General features: G+C 63.1%; 17 protein-coding genes. 7 read left to right on the top strand and 10 right to left on the bottom strand.

What is annotated here, in order from left to right:
• Window positions 1-8: 8 nt before the first annotated feature.
• Together FHW75_RS04830 and FHW75_RS04825 are read right to left on the bottom strand one after the other, a co-directional pair.
• Window positions 9-3,137, bottom strand: coding sequence for an efflux RND transporter permease subunit (locus FHW75_RS04830; protein ID WP_183673242.1), 3,129 nt, complete (start codon window positions 3,135-3,137; stop codon window positions 9-11).
• An 11-nt stretch (window positions 3,138-3,148) separates the two neighbouring features.
• Window positions 3,149-4,324 (bottom strand): efflux RND transporter periplasmic adaptor subunit, encoded by a 1,176-nt coding sequence (locus FHW75_RS04825; RefSeq protein ID WP_019099069.1) that lies wholly within the window; start codon window positions 4,322-4,324, stop codon window positions 3,149-3,151.
• 159 nt (window positions 4,325-4,483) lie between these two features.
• Between FHW75_RS04825 and FHW75_RS04820 the strand changes: the two genes are divergently transcribed.
• Together FHW75_RS04820 and FHW75_RS04815 are read left to right on the top strand one after the other, a co-directional pair.
• The gene (locus FHW75_RS04820) at window positions 4,484-5,185 is read left to right on the top strand and encodes a response regulator transcription factor (RefSeq protein WP_019099070.1); all 702 of its coding nucleotides are present in this window, start codon (window positions 4,484-4,486) and stop codon (window positions 5,183-5,185) included.
• A 6-nt stretch (window positions 5,186-5,191) separates the two neighbouring features.
• Entirely contained in the window at window positions 5,192-6,490 is a 1,299-nt protein-coding gene (locus FHW75_RS04815) for an ATP-binding protein (RefSeq protein ID WP_019099071.1), read from the top strand.
• Here the strand turns inward: FHW75_RS04815 and FHW75_RS04810 are convergent.
• The 4 genes from FHW75_RS04810 to nrfB form a co-directional block, all read right to left on the bottom strand.
• Complete coding sequence (locus FHW75_RS04810) at window positions 6,465-7,556, bottom strand: diguanylate cyclase (protein ID WP_027609809.1); 1,092 nt, start codon at window positions 7,554-7,556, stop codon at window positions 6,465-6,467. The genes FHW75_RS04815 and FHW75_RS04810 overlap by 26 nt on opposite strands.
• Window positions 7,557-7,631: 75 nt before the next feature.
• The gene (locus FHW75_RS04805) at window positions 7,632-8,471 is read right to left on the bottom strand and encodes a DUF4434 family protein (protein WP_019099072.1); all 840 of its coding nucleotides are present in this window, start codon (window positions 8,469-8,471) and stop codon (window positions 7,632-7,634) included.
• Window positions 8,471-11,476: a phage receptor gene (locus tag FHW75_RS04800; RefSeq protein ID WP_183673240.1), complete on the bottom strand. Its 3,006-nt coding sequence runs from the start codon at window positions 11,474-11,476 to the stop codon at window positions 8,471-8,473. Before FHW75_RS04800 ends, FHW75_RS04805 begins: the two co-directional genes overlap by 1 nt.
• Window positions 11,473-13,647 (bottom strand): cyclic di-3',5'-guanylate-activated glycosyltransferase NrfB, encoded by a 2,175-nt coding sequence (gene nrfB / locus FHW75_RS04795; protein WP_019099288.1) that lies wholly within the window; start codon window positions 13,645-13,647, stop codon window positions 11,473-11,475. The genes FHW75_RS04800 and nrfB overlap by 4 nt, the downstream gene beginning before the upstream one ends.
• Before the next feature lie 193 nt (window positions 13,648-13,840).
• Between nrfB and FHW75_RS04790 the strand changes: the two genes are divergently transcribed.
• Window positions 13,841-14,272 (top strand): PACE efflux transporter, encoded by a 432-nt coding sequence (locus tag FHW75_RS04790; protein ID WP_016713990.1) that lies wholly within the window; start codon window positions 13,841-13,843, stop codon window positions 14,270-14,272.
• Window positions 14,273-14,453: 181 nt separating this feature from the next.
• Complete coding sequence (gene ilvA / locus FHW75_RS04785) at window positions 14,454-16,013, top strand: threonine ammonia-lyase, biosynthetic (protein ID WP_159266180.1); 1,560 nt, start codon at window positions 14,454-14,456, stop codon at window positions 16,011-16,013.
• A gap of 109 nt (window positions 16,014-16,122) precedes the next feature.
• Here ilvA and FHW75_RS04780 read toward each other — a convergent pair whose 3' ends face one another.
• From FHW75_RS04780 to FHW75_RS04770, 3 genes are all read right to left on the bottom strand, one after another.
• The gene (locus FHW75_RS04780; protein WP_028698876.1) at window positions 16,123-17,304 is read right to left on the bottom strand and encodes a hypothetical protein; all 1,182 of its coding nucleotides are present in this window, start codon (window positions 17,302-17,304) and stop codon (window positions 16,123-16,125) included.
• A gap of 63 nt (window positions 17,305-17,367) precedes the next feature.
• Window positions 17,368-17,835: a VOC family protein gene (locus FHW75_RS04775; RefSeq protein WP_183673238.1), complete on the bottom strand. Its 468-nt coding sequence runs from the start codon at window positions 17,833-17,835 to the stop codon at window positions 17,368-17,370.
• A 110-nt stretch (window positions 17,836-17,945) separates the two neighbouring features.
• Complete coding sequence (locus FHW75_RS04770) at window positions 17,946-19,565, bottom strand: NADP-dependent glyceraldehyde-3-phosphate dehydrogenase (protein ID WP_025752943.1); 1,620 nt, start codon at window positions 19,563-19,565, stop codon at window positions 17,946-17,948.
• Between the two features lie 457 nt (window positions 19,566-20,022).
• Here FHW75_RS04770 and FHW75_RS04765 point away from each other — a divergent pair, with 457 nt between their 5' ends.
• The 3 genes from FHW75_RS04765 (at window position 20,023) to FHW75_RS04755 (ending at window position 23,201) form a co-directional block, all read left to right on the top strand.
• Entirely contained in the window at window positions 20,023-21,177 is a 1,155-nt protein-coding gene (locus FHW75_RS04765; protein ID WP_027609803.1) for a hypothetical protein, read from the top strand.
• A gap of 73 nt (window positions 21,178-21,250) precedes the next feature.
• Window positions 21,251-22,369 (top strand): glycosyltransferase 61 family protein, encoded by a 1,119-nt coding sequence (locus FHW75_RS04760; RefSeq protein WP_019099282.1) that lies wholly within the window; start codon window positions 21,251-21,253, stop codon window positions 22,367-22,369.
• Window positions 22,370-22,412: 43 nt separating this feature from the next.
• Window positions 22,413-23,201: an AraC family transcriptional regulator gene (locus tag FHW75_RS04755; RefSeq protein ID WP_019099281.1), complete on the top strand. Its 789-nt coding sequence runs from the start codon at window positions 22,413-22,415 to the stop codon at window positions 23,199-23,201.
• On the opposite strand, the gene FHW75_RS04750 is transcribed toward FHW75_RS04755, so the two are convergent.
• Window positions 23,194-23,775 (bottom strand): LysE family translocator, encoded by a 582-nt coding sequence (locus FHW75_RS04750; protein WP_019099280.1) that lies wholly within the window; start codon window positions 23,773-23,775, stop codon window positions 23,194-23,196. The two genes, FHW75_RS04755 and FHW75_RS04750, sit on opposite strands and share 8 nt — an antisense overlap.
• Window positions 23,776-23,780: the final 5 nt, after the last annotated feature.

Here is a 23,780-nt window from a genome sequence, read left to right as displayed (position 1 = left end):
TTGTCCAGTCAGCTTTCCTTGGCAACCGGTTGTGTGTCGGCGTAATGCGCTTGGCGATGCCCCGCCAGCCGCATCACCACTACAAAGAACACCGGCACAAACACCACCGCCAAGGTGGCGCTGAGCATGCCGCCGATCACCCCGGTACCGATGGCCTGCTGGCTGGCCGAGCTGGCGCCGCTGGCGATGGCCAGCGGTACCACGCCGAGGATGAATGCCAGCGAGGTCATCACGATGGGGCGCAGGCGCAGGCGGGCGGCCTGCACCGCAGCGTCGACGGCATCCACGCCCTGGTCGACCAGGTGCTTGGCGAACTCGATGATAAGGATGGCGTTTTTCGCCGACAGACCGATCAGGGTAATCAGGCCAACCTTGAAGAACACGTCGTTGGGCATGCCGCGCAGGGTCACGGCCAGCACCGCACCCAATACGCCGAGGGGCACTACCAGCAGCACAGCGGTGGGTATCGACCAGCTTTCGTACAGCGCCGCCAGGCACAGGAACACCACCAGCAACGACAGCGCCATCAGCATCGGTGCCTGGCTGCCGGACAAGCGTTCCTGCAGCGACAGCCCCGTCCATTCCAGGCCGGCGCCAGGCGGCAGCTGGGCGACCAGGCGCTCGACTTCCGCCATCGCCTCGCCCGAGCTGTAGCCTGCTGCCGGTTCGCCGGAAATCGACACTGCCGGGTAGCCGTTGTAACGGGTCAGCTGCACCGGCCCGCTCACCCACTTGGCCTGGACGAACGCGCCCAGTGGCACCATCTTGCCGCTGTTATTGCGCACGTGAATTTTCAGCAAGTCTTCGACCTGGCTGCGCTGGTCGCCTTCGGCCTGCACCACCACCCGCTGCATGCGGCCCTGGTTGGGGAAGTCGTTGACATAGCTGGAGCCCACCGCCACGTCCAGTACCGAGCCGATATCGGCAAACGAAACGCCCAGGGCATTGGCCTGGCGGCGGTCGATTTCCAGTTGCACCTGCGGGCTTTCGGCCAGCGATGCTTCACGCACGTTGGTCAATACCTTGCTTTTGCCGGCACTGGCCAGCAGCGTGTCGCGGGCAGCCATCAACGCGGCGTGCCCCATGCCCCCACGGTCCTGCAGGCGGAATTCGAAGCCGGTGGACTCGCCCAGGCCGTCGATAGGCGGCGGCAGCACGGCATAGGCCACGGCATCCTTGAGCTGGGTGAAGGCCATGGTCGCGCGGTCGGCAATCGACTGGGCGCTGTCGTCGGCACCACGCTCGGACCAGTCCTTGAGCGTGGTGAATGCCAGTGCTGCGTTCTGCCCGCTACCCGAGAAGCTGAAACCCAGGATCAGCGTGGTGTTGCCTACGCCCGCTTCCTCGGCGTTATGCGCCTCGATCTGCGCGGCCACCTGTTCGGTGCGCATGCGGCTGGCGCCGGGTGGCAGCTGAATGTCGGTAATGGTGTAGCCTTGGTCTTCGGTGGGCAGGAACGCTGTGGGCAACTGACTGAAACCGTAGCCCAGCACCGCCAGCAGCACCGCGTACACCAGCAGGTAGCGGCCGCTGCGCTTGAGCGCCTGCATCACCCAGCCCTGGTAGCCATTGCTCAGGCTTTCGAAGCGGCGGTTGAACCAGCCGAAGAAGCCCTTGCGTTCATGCAGCTCACCCTTGGCGACCGGTTTGAGCAAGGTGGCGCACAGCGCCGGGGTCAGGCTGAGAGCCAGGAATGCCGAGAACAGGATCGATACCGCCATCGACACCGAGAACTGCTGGTAGATCACCCCCACCGAACCTTGCATGAAAGCCATGGGCAGGAACACCGCCACCAGCACCAGGGTGATGCCGACGATCGCGCCGCTGATCTGGCCCATGGCCTTGCGCGTAGCCTCTTTGGGCGGCAGGCCTTCTTCGGTCATGATGCGTTCGACGTTTTCCACCACCACGATGGCGTCGTCGACCAGGATGCCGATGGCCAGCACCATGCCGAACAGGGTCAGCACGTTGACGGAGAAACCCATGGCCAGCATGACCGCGAAGGTGCCCATTAGCGCCACCGGCACCACCAAAGTCGGGATCAACGTATAGCGCAGGTTCTGCAGGAACAGGAACATCACTGCGAACACGAGCAGCATGGCTTCGAACAGGGTGTTGATGACCTGCTCGATCGACACCTTGACGAACGGCGAAGTGTCGTAGGGGATGTCGTACTTGACGCCTTCCGGGAAGTAGCGCGCCAGGTCCTCCATTTTCGCCCGCACCAGGGTGGCGGTTTCCATGGCGTTGGCCCCCGGCGACAGCTGCACACTGAACGCGGTGGCCGGCTTGCCATTCAGGCGCGTGCCGTACTGGTATTCCTGGGCGCCGATCTCGACCCGGGCAACGTCACCGATAGTGACCGTGGAACCGTCCGGGTTGGCGCGCAGGACGATGGCGGCGAACTCTTCGGGCGTGCTCAGTTGACCCTTGACCACCACGTTGGCGGTGATCTCCTGGGTACCACGGCTGGGCAGGTCGCCAATGCTGCCGGGCGCGACCTGGGCGTTCTGCGCGGCAATGGCCTCGGCCACATCGTTGGGCGTGAGGTTGAAGCCGATCAGCTTGCGCGGGTCGATCCAGATGCGCATGGCGCGTTCCGAACCGTACAGCTGGGCTTTACCGACGCCCTTGAGGCGGCGGATTTCGTCCATCACGTTGCGCGCGAGAATGTCCGACAGCGCGGTTTCGTCGAGTTTGCCATCTTCAGAGGTGAGGGTGGCCAGCAGCAGGAAACCGGTAGACACCTTTTCTACCTGCAGGCCCTGCTGGGTGACCGGGCGCGGCAGGCGCGACTCGACCACCTTCAGGCGGTTCTGCACGTCAACCTGGGCCAGGTCCGGGTTGGTGCCCGGGGCGAAGGTGGCGGTGATGGTGGCGCTGCCCAGGCTGCTTTGCGACTCGAAGTACAGCAGGTTGTCGGCGCCGTTGAGCTCCTGCTCGATCAGGCTGACCACGCTTTCGTCCATGGTCGCGGCGGAGGCGCCTGGGTATACGGCGTAGATTTCCACCTGCGGCGGGGCCACGTTCGGGTACTGGGCTACCGGCAGCTGCGGGATGGCCAGCGCGCCGGCCAACAGGATGAACAGTGCGACCACCCAGGCGAACACCGGGCGGTCGATGAAGAATTGCGGCATGAATCAGGCCCTCACTGGCCGGTGTGCTGTGCGATGGGCGCTGTGCCCGTTGCGTTGTCGACCTGCACCTGGTCACCGGCCTTGACGTGTTGCAGGCCTTCGACCACCACCTGCTCGCCTGGCGTCAGGCCTTCGCTGACGACCCAGCGATCACCCTGGGCGCTGCCCAGTACCACCTGGCGGTCGCTGACCCGGGCCTGTGCGTCGACCACCAGCACCTTGGGCACCCCGGCACTGTCGCGCAGGATGGCCCGCTGCGGCACGCTCAGGCCTTTGGGTTGTACGGCCTGCTCCAGGCGCACACGCACATAGCTGCCGGGCAGCAGGTCGAGGTCCGGGTTGGGGAACTCGCTGCGCAGGGTGATCTGGTTGGTGCTGGGGTCGACGCTGATGTCGGAGAACAGCAGCTTGCCTGGCAGCGGGTAGGCACTGCCATCGTCCTGGATCAGCGTGGCGCGGGCCTGGCCGTCGCCCACCTGCTGCAGCTCGCCTGCGCGCAAGGCGCGGCGCAAGGCGTTGAGCTCGCGGGTGGACTGGGTGACGTCGGCATGGATCGGGTCCAGCTGCTGGATGGTCGCCAGCGGCGTGCTTTCGTTTTGCCCGACCAGGGCGCCTTCGGTGACCTGGGCGCGGCCGATACGGCCGGAAATCGGCGCGGTTACCGTGGCGTAGCCGAGGTTCAGGCGGGTGCGCTCCAGGGCGGCCTTGGCGGCGGCCACGTCGGCGTCGGCCTGCAGGAAGCTCGCTTTGGCGTTGTCGTATTCCTGGCGGCTGACGGCCTTGTCGTCGACCAGCTCGCGGTAGCGCTGCTCTTGCAGGCGTGCCTGGTACAGGGTGGCCTCGGCCCTGGCCAGGGTGGCGCGGGCACTGTCATGGTCGGCCTTGAATGGCGCCGGGTCGATCAGGAACAGCACATCGCCTTGCTTCACGTCACTGCCTTCGCGGTAGACGCGTTTGAGTACCACGCCCGCGACCCGTGCGCGCACTTCGGCGGTGCGCGGGGCGAGAATGCGGCCACTGAGCTCGCTGCTTATCGCCAAGGGCTGCAATTGCAGGGTTTCCACCCGCACCTGCGGGGTAGGGGCCTTTTCGTCTTGCTCGGCGCTGTCGCCACAGCCGGCCAGGGACAAGCTCATAAACGTCAGAAGCGCCACTGGGCGCAGGCGAGGGGGGAAGTTAGTAGGCATGCGGATCTTCCGATGATGACCGGGTGTATGCTACGGCAGCTGTTGCACTGGCGGCTGTTAATACCTGTAGGGTGAGTGTGAAAAAGTGTGAAGATCAATCCTCTGGGCCGGTAGGGTTATATATTCTGCGTACACCTGCACCCGGATTCTCTATCGCCTATGCCGAATATTTTCCTGGTCGAAGACGACAGCGCCCTGTCCGAACTGATCGCCAGCTACCTGCAACGCAACGACTTTCATGTCCAGGTGATCGCCCGGGGAGACCATGTGCTGGACGAGTACCGCCGGCAAAAGCCGGACCTGGTCATCCTCGACCTGATGCTGCCGGGCATCGACGGCTTGCAACTGTGCCGCCTGTTGCGCCAGGAGTCGCAGAGCCTGCCCATCCTGATGCTGACGGCTCGTGATGACAGCCATGACCAGGTACTGGGTCTGGAAATGGGGGCCGATGATTACGTGACCAAACCCTGTGAACCACGCGTGCTGCTGGCCCGGGTGCGTACGCTGCTGCGTCGCAGCAGCATCAATGAGCCGCGCCTGGACCACGACCTGATCCTGATCGGGGGGTTGCGCATCGACCTGGCCGAGCGCACGGTCAGCTGGCGTGGCGAAGAAGTGGAGCTGTCCAGTGGTGAGTACAACCTGCTGGTGGTGCTGGCACGCAATGCGGGCGAGGTGATGAACCGCGACCGTATCCTGCAACAACTGCGCGGTATCGAGTTCAATGGCACCGATCGTTCCGTGGACGTGGCCATCTCCAAACTGAGGCGCAAGTTCGACGACAACGCCGGCGAAGCACGCAAGATCAAGACCGTGTGGGGCAAGGGTTACTTGTTCAGCCGTGTCGAGTGGGAGTGCTGATCGACCATGCTCAAGATCCTGGTGCGGCTGTACCTGGTGATCATCGTTGCCTACGCCGGTGCGTTGCTGTTCATCCCCGACACCATTGTCGGCCTGTTCCGCGACCGCTTCATGGCCTACAACCTGGACCAGGCCAAGGGCGTGCAGGCGTTGATCGTGCGCCAGTTCCGCCAGGCCCCGCGCGAGCAGTGGCCAGCCGTGGCGCAAGAACTGGCCAGCGATTTCGCGCCGCTGGAATTGCAACTGCTGCGCATTGACCAGGCCAGCCTGAGCGATGAGGAACAGGCGCGCCTGGAGCATGGTTTGTACGCGGTGCGCATTGCCGAGTGGGGTTACTACGAAACGGTGCTGGCACCGCTGGACAAGGAATGGCTGGTGCGCCTGCACTCACCGCCAGACCCGCTGGACATCAACGTGTTGTCGTGGGGGGTGACCGTACTGATCGGTGCGGCCATGCTGGGGTGCCTGCTGCTGTGGGTATGGCCGCACTGGCGCGACCTGGAGCGCCTGAAGGAAACCGCCCGGCGCCTGGGCCAGGGGCAGATGGCCGAACGTACGCACATTTCGCCGCATTCCAACATTGGTGAGCTGGCCGGCGTGTTCGACACCATGGCCAGCGACCTGGAGCGCCACGTCAACCAGCAGCGCGAGCTGCTGAATGCAGTGTCGCACGAATTGCGCACACCCCTGACCCGGCTGGATTTCGGCTTGGTATTGCTGTTCGACGAAGTACCGCCGGCCAGCCGCAAACGTCTGCTGGAACTGGTGGGGCATGTGCGTGAGCTGGATGAACTGGTGCTGGAACTGCTGTCGTACAGCCGGCTGTACAATGCTGACCAGGCCCGCGAGCGGGTTGAAGTATCGTTGCTGGAGCTGGTCGACAGCGTGCTCGGTGGTTTTGCCGAGGAACTCGATGGCCGGGGTATCCGTTGGGAAGTGCAGGCCGAGGGTAATCTGCCCCGGTTCGTGCTGGACCCGCGCTTGACGGCGCGTGCGGTGCAGAACCTGGTGCGCAATGCCATGCGTTATTGCGATGAAAGCCTGTTGCTGCGCCTGCGGCTGGAGGGCGATGGTGCCTGCCTGCTGACAGTGGAGGATGACGGCATTGGCATACCGGTTGAGGAGCGCGAGCGGATTTTCCAACCGTTCTACCGCCTGGACCGCAGCCGCGATCGCAACACCGGCGGGTTTGGCCTTGGCTTGGCGATCAGCCGGCGAGCGATCGAGGGGCAGGGCGGGACCTTGACGGTCGCGCAGTCGGCACTGGGCGGTGCGCAGTTCAGGATTCGGCTGCCAGCCGGGTAGTCCACAACACAAACCGGTCTTTGCCCGTGTGCTTGGCTTCATACAGCGCCTGGTCAGCCTTGATCAGCGCCATGGTCAACGTATCGCCTGGGGACACCTGCGCCAGGCCGATACTGATGGTTACCGGGTGTGTGCCTGCATCTTCACGCACTCTGCGTACCAATGCCTCCACCTGCTGTTCAGCACTTTGCTGGTCGAGCCCTTCAAGAAAAATGGCAAATTCCTCACCGCCCAATCTTGCAAACTCGGAATCGACCATCGCCGCCTTGATGTGCAGTGCCACGCGTCTGAGCACTTCGTCACCCACGTCGTGGCCAAAACGGTCATTGACCTTCTTGAAATTGTCTATGTCGACCATCGCCAGATACTGCCTGGGCGTCGCCCGTTTCAATTGCTGCTCTGTTTTTGCCATGAACGAGCGGCGGTTGGGGATTCCGGTCAGGGCGTCGACATAAGCCTGCTCAAGCAGCACCTTCGATAGGTAGAAATTGTGCAGCTTGGCCTTGCGGATTTGCAGGTAGCTGTAGCTCACCAGGCTGCTGAGAAAAATGGCGTAGCTGATGAGCATGGCGCCTTCGAGTGCGTCCGGTTCAATGCGCGTGTGGTAGAAGGGGTTGAGCATCACCCAGGTGATGACCATGGCGCAGAAGAACGACCAGCGCCGCACCGGCTGCACCGACACGGCATACAGCACGGTGGAGACGCCGAGCACCAGCCACACCGGGCGCAGGGCTACCGGGATGCCTTCGATCACCAGGCGCATGCCCAAGGTGATGACGGTAATAAACAGCAGGTTGAGCACGTCGAAGTGATGGCTGCGCCGTGTGAAGCGCAGCACGATGGTCAGGCAGCCCAGCAGGGCGATGAACAGGTAGGACAGCCAGGTGAAACCCTGGCCGCCGAGGAAGCTGACGATCAGGTCGAAGACCAGCCAGATCAGGATACTGATGCAGAACACCAGCAGGCAGAACGGGCGCATGGACTCGAATTCGTGCTGGCGGAATTCGGCGCGCAGGGCGGCGGGGGCGACCTGCTGTCGTACGTGTGCTTCGATGGTCTTGAACATCGGTGGGCTCCTGAGACTACTGCTTGTCCAGGCCCGGCCCTATCGCTGGCCGGCGATAGGGCCGGGCCTGGTGACTCAATTCTGTGGCAACACACCTCGGGCCCAGGGCCGGTAGCGCAAGGCGAACACCGCCTCGGCATGGCACCCGCTACCCAGCTTCGGTTCGGCAGGCTCAGCCCTGAATGCCTGCCCTGGCCCGCTCACCTGGCGGAACGCCTCGCGCACCACGCCCACCCGGCACGGCAAAGCCTGTTCGTAGCTTTGGCGCACCAACGCGGGCAAACGCCCGGTCCCGGCGCCATCCTGCCACCAGACAGTCAAGCCCAACCCGGCCAGTTGCTCCAGCCACGCGGCGTTGATTCCTGGCGACAATCTGCCCGCGCTGAACGCACTGATATGCAACGGTTTGTCCAGCTGGCGGTTGAAGGCCTGCAACTGGATGTACAGCGCATCGCGCCGTTCAGCCTCGCGAAAATGCTGGTCGTCCAGCTCCATGGGGAGGTACCAGCCATCCACCGGCAACTGCCAGGCGTTGCGCAGGTGCTGGTATTGGCTGAGCGAGCGGCCCAACTGCGCTTTCCAGTAGCTGTTCTGACCTTCGCCGTCCAACGCTTCAAGGCGTTGGTAATAGGCCGGGTCCATGTACAACCCCAAGACCAGTTGCAGCCCTTGGGCATGCGCCGAGCGCAGGCTGTTTGCCAGCCAGCCCTGGGCACCGCCAAAATCGCTGTCACCATACGCGCTCCACTGCACGATCAGGGTCTTGCCACCCTGCGCCACGGTGGCGTGCCACAGCTGTTGCCACTGGGCAGGGGTGATACTGGCGTCGCGGTTCAGGGGTTGGTAGAACAGGCGTTGGTCAGCTGTGGCCGGCAGGCACAGGGCAAGCAGGCAGAAGGCGAGGATCTTGCGCATCAGAAGGTCATCTCCGCACCGACCAGCACGCCGTTGGCGCGCTCGTAAAGATTGCCGCCCAGCGACTGCTGGTATTCGGCGCGCACTTTCAGCGAGCCGCGGTAGGCGTTGTAGCGGTCGTCGTCGAACCACCATTGCCAACGCACACCCACCCCCGCACGGGCGTCCTGGCGCCAGTCGTTGCTCGGGTCCTGGCTGGAGAACTCGACAAAACCGTAGGGCATTATGGTTTGCGGTGAGCTGCCCGGCAGCTTCCAGGCATGCCCCTGCTGGTAGCGCGACAGCCAGGCATGGTCGCCGGCGCGTGTCCACCAGGCGGCGTCGAGATACAGGAAGCGCTCGTTCCAGTCGTCTTCATCCACCCGCCAGTCGTTGCGCCAGTCAGCTTGGTCAAGGAATGAGGCCGTGGCGCGCAGCAACAGGTCGTTGCTCGACTCGGCGTTGTGGCGCAGGTCGCCCCAATTACCGCCGACCTTGGCCGGGCTCAACAACTGCCCCAGGCTCAGGCCGCGATAATGATCTTCGTCGATCTGTCGTTGGTGATACAGCTCGGCGTACAGGTTGAGGTTGGCCTGGCCGAGCGGCTTGTAGCGCAGGCCAACGCCGGTGCCCATGCTTTGCGCGTAATCGGTACGGCTCTGACCACCGAACAGTACCCTGCCATAGACCGAGAAGGTGCTGCCGTTGCGGCTGGGCTCTTCACCCAGGGCGTGGTCCCACATGGCCAGTTGCACGTTTTGCGATTGTGCGCGGCGCGAGCTGCCGCTGCGCTGGCCGTTGTCGAGGAACTTGTCGTTGGTCGAGGTGCCGGCGGGCGACCAGGTGCTGGCCAGGGTGATGGTGTCACGGCGTGACAGGGCTTCATGGGCCCTGCGCTGGCGGTATTTGCGGGCTTCCAGGCTGCCGTACTCGTCGTCACCGTCGACCAGGTTCTGCTCCACATCGAGGATACGGCGCAGTTCGCGGCGTGCCGAGGCGCTGTCTTCGGCTTCGTCGTAGCGCAAGGCCAGCGTTTCGCCGAGGCGGTAGTCCTCGGGGAAGTCGTGGGTCGCCCGCTCTAGGTATGGGATCGACTGGCGGCGCTGGGCCTTGTCTGTGGCGCCGGCCAGGCGCATGCCGTAATCGGCGCGATAGCGTGGCTGATCGGGGGCCAGGCGCACCGCTTCGGCCAGCCAGGCCATGCTCTGCGCGCTGTCGCCGGCCAGCTGCGCGGTGCTTGCGGCCGCATAGTAGTGGTCGGCGCGAGGGTTGCTGGCCAAGGCTTGGCGTTGGAAGCCCAAGGCGGACGGGTAATCGCCCTGGCGCTGGGCAATGGCGGCGCCCAGCGCCCAGTCATCAGCGCTGTGGTGCGCGGCGGCGTCCCAGTAGCGTCGAGCGGCTTCTGCATCGCCGGCATTCAGCGCGCCACGGGCGGCAGTGAGGCGGGCGTTGTCGGTCCAGGCGCCGTCCGGGACGCTGCGCCAGATGGGCAGGGCCGCCTCGGAGTCGCCCGCCGCTTCGAGGGCATAGGCCAAGGGCAGGCGATCGCCGCCGCCGCCAAAACGTTCGGCGGCCTGGTAGTAGACCACCGCTTCGCCGGGCTGGTCAGGCATGGCACAGCGGCCCAGTGCGCGGTACTGGCCGGGTTCGCTCGGGGTGGCCGGTATCGCCTGGTGTACGGCATCGCACTGGCCGGCTTCGGCCAGGCGGCCGAGCAACTGGGCGCGGGTGTTGGCATCCACCCGGGGTATCAGGCCAAGCATGCGGCGGCTGTCCAGCGCCCCGTCAGTACGTGCATACAGGTTGCCCAGGCGCTGCAGCAACGACGGGCTGAGGCGGCCTTGGCGGCGGTCGTAGGCGTGCTCCAGCAGTTCCCGGGCATGTGCCACCTGGCCTTGTTCCACCAACAGGAAGGTGGCTTGCTCCAGCGCGGCCAGGTCGCCGCTTTGTCGGTAGCGCTTTTCCCATTCGCTGGCGGTACGCGGTTGCGGCGGCTGTGGCGGGTCGCCGTACAGGCGTTGCTTGAGCACAGCGTAGGCGCGTGGATCGGTGCTGGGGGTGCAGCCTTTGAACTGCTCGCGGGCTTGGTCAGGGTCCTGACGTGACAACCAGTCGACGGTTTCCAGGCAGGGGCGCTGCAGGTCGTTGCTCAGGCGGCGCAGCAGTACGGCATCATCACCTTCGCGGGCCAGCTCCCACAATTGCTGGCGCTGGTCGGGCTGATTCAGCTGATCGGGCGGCAGCGACTGCAACCAGCGTTGGGCCTGTTGGTTGTGGCCCACGGCAATGGCGCGGTTGGCCATGGCCAGGCGTGCCTGGTTGGCTGCCTGGGGGGAAGGCGCGCTGGCCAGCAGCGTGTTCAGCCCTTTTTCGTCCACCTGCTGGATATACGCATTGGCCAGGCGTTGCCAGTCTTCGGCGGGTAACTGGCCCTTGTCGGCGAGCGGCTGCAGTTGCTCGATGGTTTCCTTCCAGTTGCGCAGCTGTTCGGCAAAGTTGGCGCGGGCCAGGCGCAGTACCTGACCATCATCGCGCGGTGGCAGCTGGTTGAGCCATTCCAGCGCTTTGCCAGCACCCCCGAACTTGGCCAGGCTCAGGCTGTAAGCCTGCCACAGGCGCACCCGGTGCATGCCATCGCTGGTGGCCAGCCATTGCTCGACATGGCTGGCTGGCGGTGGATCCTGCTCGATCCACGTCAGGCGAAGTTCGAGCAGCGCGTCGGCGTATTCGGGGCTGCCGTCCAGTTGTTCGGCCAGCGCTTCGGCCTCCTTGTAGCGGCGTTGGTGGGCCAGGGCCTCTACCAGCAGTGCGCGGGCTTCGTCGTTGTTCGGCACGCGGCCCAGCACGTGACGGGTCAGGCGCTCGACCTCGGCCCAGTTCTCTTTCTTGGCCTCACGATAACTGCGGTCCATGAACGGAAAGCTGGTGAACCGCTGGAAATCGGTCATCGGTGCCGAGGCGGCGACGGGCAGTGCGGCGGAGCACAGCAACAGGCCAGTGAAGGTGAGAGTAAAACGCGGCTTCATGCCACCTCCCGGGTCAGGTCAAGGGCAGCCTGCTGTTCGCTGGCCTGTTCGTCGAGTGCTTGCTGCAACACCTGCTCGGTGATGATGCCGCGAGCGATCAGGTGCTCGCCCAGGCTCTGGTGTTCGGCGTCGAAGTCGATCAATGCCTGGTTGAACAAGGTGACGGGCACCATACCGCGCACCTGCAGCAGGGTACCGAGCATGACCTGGTGGTGGCTGACCCGTTCCAGCAGCGCCTCGTCGTCCTGATGGCGTGCGAGCGTGGCCAGCATGTCGCGGGTTTCCGGCTTCTGCCAGGGGCTTGGGTAGTGGTAGCGCAGGCCCAGGGTTACCCGGCCTTGTGGTGCCAGGCGCACGCGTACCGGGCGCTTGAGGTGGCGGCTGATTACCCCCAGTGACACTTGGCTGACCGGGCTTTCGCTGGCCAGGATCAGCGTGTCGCCGTCCTCGGCCACCGGCAGCACGCCATAGTGCGTCGCCAGTTTACGCGGCAGTTTGGCGATCAGTTGCGGTTCGAGCTTGAACGGATTCAGCGGGGCCCATGGAATGTCTAGCTGCTCGGCCAGGGTGGCCACCAACTGTTCGCTGCTTACCCAGCCACGCAGCAGCAGTTCGCGGCCCAGGCGGCGGCGTACAGGGCTGTTGATTGCCTGTTGCAGCTGTTCGTCGCTGATCAACCCTTTGGCCACCAGTCGCTGGCCCAGTGGCGTGCGGGCAGGGGCAGCGATGGCGGGGAACTCGTGCGTGGTCTTGTCCCAGGCCACACGCCGCGAGTCGCCCATCTCCATAACCTGGCGCAGGGCACGCAGGTTGGCGAAGAAGTTGACGAAGTTGCTCCACATCATGCGCGGCGCCGACAGCAGGCCTTCGCCAATGCCGTAGAAACGGGTAACGAACCAGCCGCGCTGGAACAGGCGGTTGAACAGCATCAGACCGTTGAGCCACAGCAAGGTCGAGAGCAGCCAGCTGTCGCTAAGGATCGACATGAAGCGCCACGAATCCGGCGCAATCACCGTGACCAGCCACATCGCCAGCAATACCAGCAGCAACAGGTTGACCAGAAAACTCAGCAAATAGGCGAACAGCCCGCGGCGGTCGCGCCACAGGAAGTAGTTGAGCGCGCCTTTGCGGCTCCAGCCCAGGTTGCTGGTGCCCTGGAACACAATGCCGACGATCCACCGCGACTTTTGCCGGATGGCATGCTGCCAGTCGCGCGGGAAGTGCTCGCGTACGCAGATTACCTGGGAAAACTCACGGCTCATGCCCGGGCGCCATTCCTGTTTCAGGGTCAGCGCCGGGTCGCTGATGGAGTAGCGGGCGAAAATGCACTTCATGCCTTTTTGCTTCAGGCGAAAACCAATGTCGTAGTCTTCGGTGAGGCTTTGCACGTCGAAGGCGATGCCGTCGCCGTCCTCCAGCAGTGCACTGATGGCGCGACGGCTGAAACAGGTACCGACCCCGGCACTGGGTACCTGGCCCGTGAGTGCTTCGCGAACGACAACGTCCTTACCGTGGTTTTCGGCGAACTCGTCGACATAGTGGCCGGCGGTAAAGCCCTTCCATTCGGGTGCATAGGGGTACACCGGGATCTGGATCATGTCCTTGTTCGGCAGCAGGTAATTGAACAGGCGCAGTTCCATCGGCGAAATCACGTCTTCGGCGTCGTGCAGGATAAAACCGGCGAACTCGATACCGGCGTCCTGCTGAAAGCGCAGCAGCGCGTCGATGATGTTGTTCAGGCAGTCGGCCTTGCTGGTGGGGCCGGGGCGGGCGCACACCACCTTGTGCACGTTGGGGTAGTGCAGGCACACCGCGTCGACGTCGGCCTGGGTTTGCGGGTCGTTCGGGTAGGTGCCGACAAAGATCTGGTAGTTCTCGTAGTCGATGGTGGAGGCCGCCAAGCGCGCCATTTCACCGACCACGCCCACTTCATTCCAGGCCGGGACCATGATGGCCAAAGGTTTTTCCGGGACTTCGTACAGGCGTTTCTCGTCGGCCTTCTCAAACTTGTCGTAGATGCGAAAACGCCGGATCAGCTTTCGCCCCCAGTAGCACAGGTCGATGAACAGGTCGTCCAGGCCCAGCAGGAACATCAGCGAGGCGAGGGTGATCGCCAGGATCTTCAGGCCGAACAGCACATAGGTGAGAAAATCGATGAATGCCAGGCTCATGCGGCAGTCACCGGCAGGGTGGAGTAGGCCATCGTCTGTATCCTCGCTCGGTTCCCTCGACGAAGTTGTACGACATGTCGCCGTTTGTACGGGATAGATACAAGCAGCCGAATACGAGGTTGTCCAAATTTCGGGCTTTTTCTTGTGGGCCACATCTTGTAGTTTTACAGGTCGTTTACCCAGGGAGCTGAACATGCAAGGCAAGGCGCGCAAGATCGTCCAGGCCATTCTTTACGAGGCCATCGCTGTGGCCTGCGTGGCGCCTGCACTGGAGCTGGCGTTCGGTGCAGGCATGGCGCAGTCGACCGTGCTGTCGGTGCTGATGTCGGGCATCGCGATGAGCTGGAACATGGGCTACAACTGGGTGTTCGAGCGTTGGGAAGCGCGCCAGCATCAGCGTGAGCGCACCTTCATGCGGCGCTTGCTGCATGCGCTGGGTTTCGAGGGTGGTCTGGTGGTGATTTTGCTGCCGCTGGTGGCGTACTGGCTGGACGTCAGCCTGTGGGCGGCGCTGCTGACCAACCTGGCGTTGTTCGTGTTCTTCTTCGTTTACGCCTTTGTCTTCCAGTGGGGGTTCGACAAGGTGTTCGATGTGCCGCTTTCGGCGCAGCAAGCCAAGTGTTGACTTTGTGCTGCGCTACCGGCTAAGTTCCTACCCCATGAATACATTCCCGCACGTGAACGCCATTATTATTACCGCCATTATCAGCTTGGCGGGCTAGCGCGTACGTGCACCGAACCCGCCCTGGAGGCGGGTTTCTTCTCTCTGACTCCTGGGCACACTGAAAACAGCCAAGGAGTCATCGATGACCAGCTTCAGCGTCCCGCGTACTGCAGTCACCCCCCAGCAACTGCTGTCGGAACAGGTGCGGCGCATTCTTGCCGCCCCGGTGTACGACCTGGCCATCGAAACGCCCCTGCAAGCCGCGCCTGCCTTGTCTGCCAGCCTGGGTAACCAGGTATTGCTCAAGCGCGAAGACCTGCAGCCGACCTTCTCGTTCAAGATCCGTGGTGCCTACACCCGGCTGTCGCGCCTGACCCGTGCGCAGCGTGAGCGGGGGGTCATTACCGCTTCGGCCGGCAACCATGCCCAAGGTGTGGCCCTGGCAGCCTCGCATCTGGGCATGAAGGCTACCATCGTCATGCCCACCACCACGCCATCGCTGAAGGTGGAAGGGGTGCGTTCGCGTGGCGGCCATGTAGTGCTGCACGGTGAGAGCTTCCCGCACGCCCTGGCACACGCGTTGACACTGGCCGACAGCGAAGGCGCTACCTTCGTGCCGCCGTTCGATGACCCGGACGTGATCGCCGGGCAGGGCACGGTGGCCATGGAAATTCTGCGTCAGCGCCCGGGTGCGCTGGATGCCATCTTCGTACCGGTCGGTGGTGGCGGCTTGATCGCTGGCATTGCTGCCTATGTGAAATACCTGCGCCCGGAGGTGAAGGTGATCGGCGTGGAGCCGGAAGACTCCAACTGCCTGCAGGCTGCCATGGCTGCTGGTGAGCGGGTGATCCTGCCGCAAGTCGGCACGTTCGCCGATGGTGTAGCGGTGGCGCAGATCGGCGCCCATTGTTTCGAGCTGTGCCGGCACTTCGTCGACGAGGTGGTGACCGTGAGCAGCGATGAGCTGTGTGCGGCGATCAAGGACATCTACGACGATACCCGCTCGATCACCGAGCCGTCCGGCGCCTTGGCGGTGGCCGGGATCAAGAAGTACGTGGCACGCGATGGCGTACAGGGGCAGACCTTGGTGGCCATCGATTCCGGGGCGAACGTCAACTTCGATCGCCTGCGCCATGTGGCCGAGCGGGCCGAGCTGGGGGAACAGCGCGAGGCGATCATTGCCGTAACCATTCCGGAACAGCCGGGCAGCTTCCGCGCGTTTTGCCAGGCGCTGGGCAAACGGCAGATCACCGAATTCAACTATCGCTATTACCCCGGCAAAGAGGCGCGATTGTTTGTCGGGGTGCAGACCCACCCTGTTCACGACCCGCGTGAGCAGTTGCTGGCCAACCTGCGCGAGCAGGGCTACAGCGTGCTGGACCTGACCGAAAACGAGCTGGCCAAGCTGCATGTGCGTCATACCGTGGGTGGCCACGCCGCGCCGGGTGCGGATGAGCGGGTCATGCGCTTCGAGTTCCCCGAGCGGCCTGGGGCGTTGTTGGGCTTTTTGGAGCGGCTGGGCAAGCGCTGGAACATCAGCCTGTTCCACTACCGCAACCATGGGGCGGCGGAGGCCCGGGTATTCGCGGCGTTGGAGGTGCCGGGGGACGAGGTAGCGGGGTTGCCGTTGGCGCTGGATGAGATGGGGTATCGGTATTGGGATGAGACGGATAACCCGGCTTACAAGCTGTTCCTAGGGTGACCTGAAAGCTTGGGGCTGCCTGTACTGAGTACTGCGTAGCTATTCAGCATTGCGCGGTCCCCGTGGGAGCTGGCTTGCCGGCGCTGGGCCGCGAAGCGGCCCTAGGATTTCAGCGTTCACGCATGAAAAAGCCGGCAACGAACTTGCGGAAGGTTTCCAGGCTCTTGAAGTCGGCATAGCGCTTGAAGTTCTCGGCATCTGGCTCGGGCCCGATCGGCTGCTCCAGCAATGACACCGACAGCACGCGGTCCTGGTCCGAGGTCAGCACCAGTTCATCCATGACCTGCCCGCCGATGACCGGCCGGCGCATTTGCACTTTCACACCTTTGCTGGCCATCCAGTCAATCAACGACACCAGCGCCTTGAGCGGTTCACGCTCTTCATCGCGATACACAGGGAACAAGTGGGCACGGGACAGCACCGGTACGCTGGCCACATGGATCAGCTCATAGAAATGGCTACCGGCGCTGGTGGGTGAGTAGATCATCAGCGCCAGTAATGGCCCGGTGGTACGGCTACCGCCCCAATACAGGTGGTGCCCCTGGAAGTCGAAACCATCTTCACTGCGGTTGTTGAACAGCTTGCGCCCTTTGATCTGGTCGACACAGTCCAGCAGCAAGCCGTGGCGGCGGTGGTTACCGAACACCGTGGCTTCGCGAAGCCGGGACTTGAGCATCATCATGTGCTTCATGTCCAGGCGGGTTTCCAGGTAATTGCTGGCGGGCACCCGCTCCAGCAGCGGGTAGCGGCTGGCCACGCTGCGCAATTCAGCAAACTGGGTGGTCAGGTCCTTTTTCAGGTGGGTGGCGTAAAGATTGAGGCCGCTGGTTTCGATCCAGGTCAGCAGCAGTGACAGCAGGCGCTGTTGTTCGCGGCGGTCGTTGCTATCGCCGCTGGCACTGCTGGTGGCGCTGCGAAAGTCGCCGATCAGGCGCAGTGGCGTGTCGGGCGGCAGCCAGGCTGCAGGGGGGGCAGGGTCGTTTTCACGCTCGTCGGCCTCACGCTCGTCCTTGGTGAACGGGCAGCCGGGTGTGTGTTCTGCCGTGCCCGGGTTGTTTTTGAGAAACAGCGTGCCGGTGCTGCCGTTGAGGGTGACATTGAGCACCGGCAAGGCGTCGCTGCGGCAGTCACAGGCCAGCCACTGGTTTGCATTGCGCACTTTCATCAGCAGCTGGTTGGCCTGCAGCAGGCGTGGGCCGCCGAGGCTGCCGGTGGCAAAGCCGACCAGCAGCTCTTCTTCGGCGGGGGTCAGGCTGCGCACCTGTGCGGCGGATTTGTCGATGATTCGCATGAAGCAGCTCCGAGCTACGAGCCTCAAGCTTCAAGCAAAGTCGCGCCGCTTTCAACTTGCCGCTCAGTTGCCGCCAAAGATCTTCGCGGCGCGGGCACGAATTTCGTCCGGGGTGAGGTCCTCCTTGTGGGTGGAGACGAACCAGATATTGCCGAACGGATCTTTCAGGGTGCCGCTGCGGTCGCCGTAGAACTGGTCCGTCAACGGATGCAACTGGGTGCCGCCGGCCGCCAATGCTTGGGCGTAGACCTTGTCGCAGTCCTCGACATACAGGTGCAGGCCCACGCCTGCGCCGCTGAGTTTCTGGCTGGCGGTGAGGCCGCCCTCCATGTCGCAGGGGTCGCCCAGCATCAGTGACGAATCACCGATTTTCAGCTCGGCATGGCCCACACGGCCACCTGGCGCATCGAGGCGGAACATCTCGACCGCACCAAAGGCCTGCTTGTAGAACTCGATGGCCTTGGCGGCGTCGTTGATGGCCAAGTACGGGGTAATGCTGTGCTGGCCTTCGGGGATGGGTTTGGCTGCCATGTTCGACTCTCCTTCGCAGTGGGCGCCGGAGGGCGCCCTGTTGCTTAGAGTCGTTTGCACCGGTGGAAAATCGACAAGGGCGCTAGATCGATTTCCTATAAGCGCGGCCGTCAGAAGATGTAGTCGGTGGTCAGGAAGCTCGACTGGCGGTTGCGGATGATTTCGCTGATCAGCGCCTTGTTGGCCTCCTGGAAGCGGGTGGCGACCAGTGTGCGGATGGAGAACACACGCAAGGCGTCATGCACCGACAGGGTGCCTTCGGCGCTGTTCTTGCGGCCGTTGAACGGGTAGGTGTCCGGGCCACGTTGGCACTGGGCGTTGATGTTGATGCGCCCGACCTGGTTGGCGAAGGTGTCGACCAGGCTGCCGATGGTAGCCGGATCGTTGCCGAACAGGCTCAGTTGCTGGCCGTAATCGGAGTCCAGTACGTAGTCGATCACGGTTTGCAGGTCGCGGTAGGGCACTACAGGCACCAGGGGGCCGAATTGCTCTTCATGGTATATGCGCATTTCGTGGTTAACCGGGTACAGCAAGGCGGGGTAGAAGAATGAGCCGCGGCTCTGCCCGCCACCTTCGTTGAGCACGCGTGCGCCCTTGGCCGTGGCATCGGCGACCAAGGAGTCGAGGTAGTCGACCTTGCCAGGCTCGGGCAGCGGTGTCAGTGCTACACCGGGCTCCCACGGCATGCCAGGTTTGAGCGCGGCCAGTTTGCGCTGGAACTTGTCGAGGAAGGCGTCGACCACATCCTCGTGGACAAACAGGATTTTCAGTGCCGTGCAGCGCTGGCCGTTGAACGACAGCGCACCGGTCACCGCCTCTTCGACGGCGTTGTCGAGGTCGACCTGCGGTAGCACGATACCCGGGTTCTTGGCATCCAGCCCCAGTGCGGCGCGCAGGCGGTGAGGGCGTGGGTGCAGCTTTTTCAGGTCGCTGGCGGCCTTGTGCGTACCGATGAAGGCGAACACATCGACGTTGCCGCTGGCCATCAGCGCGCTGACGGTTTCCCGGCCTCGACCATAGATGACGTTGATCACCCCGGGCGGGAAGCTGTCACGGAAGGCTTCGAGCAGCGGGCGGATCAACAGCACACCGAACTTGGCGGGCTTGAACACCACGGTATTGCCCATGATCAGCGCGGGGATCAGCGTGGTGAAGGTTTCGTTGAGCGGGTAGTTGTAGGGGCCCATGCACAGGGCGACACCCAGCGGCGCCCGTCGGATCTGGCCCAGCGTGCCTTGTTCAAGCTCGAAGCGGCTGGAGCGGCGGTCGAGGTCCTTGAGGGCGTTGATGGTGTCGACGATGTAGTCGCAGGTGCGGTCGAATTCCTTTTCCGAGTCCTTGAGGTTTTTACCGATCTCCCACATCAGCAACTTGACCACGGCCTGGCGCTGCTCGCGCATGCGTGCCAGGAAGGTTTCGACGTGCTGGATACGCTCGGCCACACGCATGTTCGGCCAGGCACCGCGGCCCTTGTCGTAGGCCTGAACGGCAGCGTCGAGCGCGGTAAGGGCGGTGTCGGCATCAAGCAGTGGGGCGCTGCCAAGCACCACTTGGCGTTCTTCGCCGCCTTCCTTGAGCCAGACCGGGCTGCGTACCGTGGCCAGGGGGCCGTCCCAGCGCCTGAGCTCGCCGTTCACCAGGTAATCACGTTGTTCCAGGGGGGCTTCCAGGCGCCAGATTTGGGGGATGCTTTCGGCGTTGGGGAAGAGTGAATCGAGCAGACGGTCCATGGGTACTGCACCTCACTTGGCAGGGCGGTTTTCAAGCCGGGTGAATCGCTTCAGCTGCGAGCATGCACCGGCTGCCGAAAAAACACCAGTCTGGCTCAACATGGCCCCTCGTGCTTGTCGACAGGTCACCTTAGGGTTCCAGGGCTGTTATGCAAAGACGGCATCAAGGGTTATCAATTGATAGCGAAGTGATAATTGCAGCGGCGCGCGCCGGGCACGGTTATAGCAAAGTGCTTGTTGGGTATGCACTTCATGCAGGAATTTTGACGCCATTAAACTTGATCTAAAGTTAGCGGGGAGCCGCTTGCCAAAGCGTTTGCAGGCATCTTAAATTGTTACTGAATGTGATAAAGAAGTTTAAGTCCATACTATAAAAATCAAGACGTTAGGTGTTTTTGCTGATTTTTTCTCTTTTTCCGATAGACCATAGAGCACTTCAAAGGACGTCGAAGAAGAAATGAAAGAGACCTTGACGGCTGTGGCGCGAAAATTCCTGTCGCCCTCCATGCGCTACGAAATGAGGCTGCTGGCCAGCAAGGTGCGTGAAGTGTTGGCGCGTGCCTGTTTCTGGCGTTGGGAAGTTGCCAGGTTTCGGATGCAGGAGGAAAGCCCGTACGAAATCCTCTACATAGGGCGCAAGCAGCAACGGGAAATGGCCAAACTGCTGATTGGCGGCAAGGGCCAGGGCAGCGCATCGGTCGTGGAGGGTGCAAGCGCGACTGCGGCGGCCAACCATGTTGTGGTGATCAGCGAAATGCCGACGTCGGGCGCGTTGTCGGTGCCACATTACCTGAGCGCCGTGGTTCCGCTGGGGCGCCCGCTGGAAGACATCACGGCCCGCTACGACAGCGAACTGCGCCGCAGCATCCGCAAGAACCGCCCGCTTTACCAGATGCGTAAAACCCTCTCGGACGACGAGATCGCCATGGCTGACCGGGACCTGCTGCGCCCCTATGCCACGGCCAGGCAAGGCATTCATGCGGCACAGTTCCCCACGGACGAAGTGTTCCGGATTGCCAAGAGCGTTGGCCGGCTCGACCTGATTACCTTGGGCGATGAGGTAATCGGCTGCCACTTGGGGTGCGAAGTGGTGCGCGGCGGCAAACGCTACTGGAGCACCTTGCGCTTTGGCTATTGCGAAGCGGTGTTTTCCGATCCCAAGAAGCTACGTGAGGTGAACTCCATCACCACGTTCATGGCCCTTGAGTGGGCCTTGGAACAGGGCTTCGATTATTACGACATTGGCCTGTGCCTGGCGCGGCCAGATGACGGGCTGTTGAAGTGGAAGCGCCGGCGTGGCGGCGATATCGACTCGTTGGGCAACCATGCCTACCTGTTCGTTCGCTTGCCCAAGGCCGGCGCGGCGAAGTTTTTGTGGGACACGCCGATGTTCGCGGTCGAAGGCGACAAGCTCACGTTGCACCTGGGGTTGCCCGAGGGGCCGAGTGAAGAAGAATTTGCCAGCCGCTACCACGAAATGGTGTTTGGTGGGCTGCACAAGATTTACCTGTATGGCGGCAACGGCGCAGGCGAACCGTTCGTGGAAGCGCTGCGCAGCCGGTATGCCAACCTGCAATCCCCTCCCGCGATGGAAAGGGTGATGTCCAACTGAGTGTTAGCCAGGGATGCGTAGAGAGGGTGCGATGCGCCCGGTTTCTCATTTCGTTACCAAGGGAGGACGCTTCATGGGAAGCGACATCTCGCAGTTCAGTGCATCGCTCGCAGCCAGGCAGCACACCTGGACACTGGCTGCCTACCGCTACATGGCCCGCAAGCGCCTGGGCAAGAACACGGCCATCGACCTCAAGAGTGTGGCTGCCAAGAGCTGGGACATTGCGCCGGGCGAGACCACGGTGTCGCCACCAGCCATCTACCTGCCCGGCCAGCTGGAGCGGGTGACGGGCTGGGAGGGCAAGCGTTTTTACCCCTACGTACACCCTGCGCGCACCATGGAGGGCGGCATCAGTACGCTGCAAGGGCCAACCCGGGGCTACCTGATCAAGAATGTGTGGTTGGTCGATGGTGCGTTGTACAAGGGCAAGGCCAGCCATTGGTTGTCACTCAAACCCAGCACCTTTCCGGGCATCATCGTGGACAACGAAATTGACCGGGCAGCCATTTATTGCACGCAAAACGGCAATTCCTGGTTCGGTACCTGGCTGATGGAAGATTGCCCGACCTATGCGCTGGCTTGCAACGAGGGCGTCCCGGTGACCACCGCACCCTCTGCCAAGTACCCGTTGTTTACCCAGGCGCCCGCCTATGAAGACTGGCTGGATATGAAGCCGCTGCGCTTGCGCAGTGCGTTTTTCCGTGAGCTGGTGCTGTTCGACGACCAGAGCAACAACCGCAGCCGGCACGCCCGCTACCGGGCCATGGGGGACAAGCTGCTGTCGCATGTGCCGCATGCCCCACACCCGGGTGTGTTCCTGCTGCGGGGCGGTGACGGCGACCTGCGTCTGCTGCGTAATGAGCTGGAGCTTGCCGAACACTTGCGGGTTACGCGTGGTTTTCGCGTGGTCAACCCGCTCAAGTCTGACGTGCCGAGCATTGTCGCAGCCTGTGCCGGGGCAAAAGTGGTCATTGGCGTAGAGGGTAGCCAACTGGTGCATGGTGTGAATGTGCTGCAGCCTGGCGGTAGCCTGCTGACCTTGCAGCCGCCTAACCGGTTCGTCAGCTACTACAAATACCTGACGGACCGCGACCACCAGCAGTTCGGCTTTGTGGTGGGCATACCGGAGGGCGATGGTTTCAGGATCGATATTGGTGAAGTGGAACGCACGCTCGATCTGTTTGCGCGATAACCGTGTAGTATCGGGGGGATCTGAGCAACGTGTGGGCGAGGGGATGATCGAGGTATCACGGTTCTGGCGTGACCCTGCGTTGCCCTTTGTCGAAGCCCGGCGGGTAGGGGACGGGCGGCAGGTGTGTTATGCCGCACACTCCCACGAGAGCTTTTCCATCGGGGTGATCACCGGTGGGCGCAGCACTTACCTGAACGGGGGCCTGCGCATTGAGGTGGGGGCCGGCACCACGGTGCTGATGAACCCGGGCGTGGTGCATACCTGCAACCCCATCGATCGCGAGCCTTGGTCCTACCTGATGCTGTTCGTCGACTTGCCCTGGCTACAGGCGTTGGGTTTCACCTTGCCGACGCAAACCTGGAGTAGCTCGCCTGCGTTGTACCAACGTTTGATGCAGGCCTTTGCCGACCTGTTCGACGCCAGCGTGCCTGACAGGGAGGCGCGCCTGGCGACCCTGTTTAGTGCATTGCCGGGCTTTCTCTCGGGTGAAACTGGCACGGGTGAAGCAGGTAACCCACGGCTGGACGCGGCGGCAGCCTTCATACGTGCCCATCGTAGCGATCCGCTGAGCCTGGAAGACATCTGCACCGCCTGCGGCCTGTCACGTTCCTACCTGATTCGTGCATTTGGCCAACGCTTCGGGCTGACGCCGCATGGCTACCTGCTCGATCAGCGCGTACAGCTGGCCAGGGCGCAGCTGCGCCAAGGCCGCGCGATTGCCGAGGTTGCGCAGGAGGCCGGGTTTGCCGACCAGGCGCACCTGCAGCGGGCATTCAAGCAGCACCTGGCGGCGACACCGGGGCATTACCGCGATGCCGCTGGCGTCAGATAACCAGGTAGACCGCACTGCCCACCAGCAATACCGCCAACCCTCGATTGAGCAAGCGCACGTGCCGTGGGTTGCCCAGATACTGGCGAATCATGCTCCCGGCCCATGCCCAACACGCGACCGAAACAAAACAGATCGGGCCATATATCCAGGCAAAGAGCCACAGCAGGTGCTGCTCACCCCCCGTGTAAGCGCCGACCCCGGCCACTGCTGCCAGCCAAGCCTTGGGATTCAACCATTGCATCGCCACGCCGTGCCAGGCTGAAGGCGCTGTTGTCGAGTGTGTATTGGTCAGCCGGCCGTTGTCGCTGGCCAGCTTCCACGCCATGTACAGCAGAAACGCGACCCCGCCCCAGTGCAGCAGCATGCCCAGTAGCGACCAGCGTAGCAGGAGTTGATGCAGGCCCAGCCCGACCAGCACCAGCAACAGGCAGAAGCCCAGCGTGGCGCCGGCCACATGCGCCAGGCTGGCGCGTAAGCCATGGTTGGCGCCGCTGCTCAGGGCAACGATGTTGACCGGGCCGGGGGAAATCGACGCCGCCAGTGCGAAGGCGGCCATGGACAGGGACAGGCTCATGAGAA

Source organism: Pseudomonas sp. OG7, assembly GCF_014192825.1.
In the GTDB taxonomy this organism is placed as follows: Bacteria; Pseudomonadota; Gammaproteobacteria; order Pseudomonadales; family Pseudomonadaceae; genus Aquipseudomonas; species Aquipseudomonas monteilii.
Note: the sequence above shows the minus strand (reverse complement) of the source record. Positions and strands in the feature narration are given on the sequence as shown.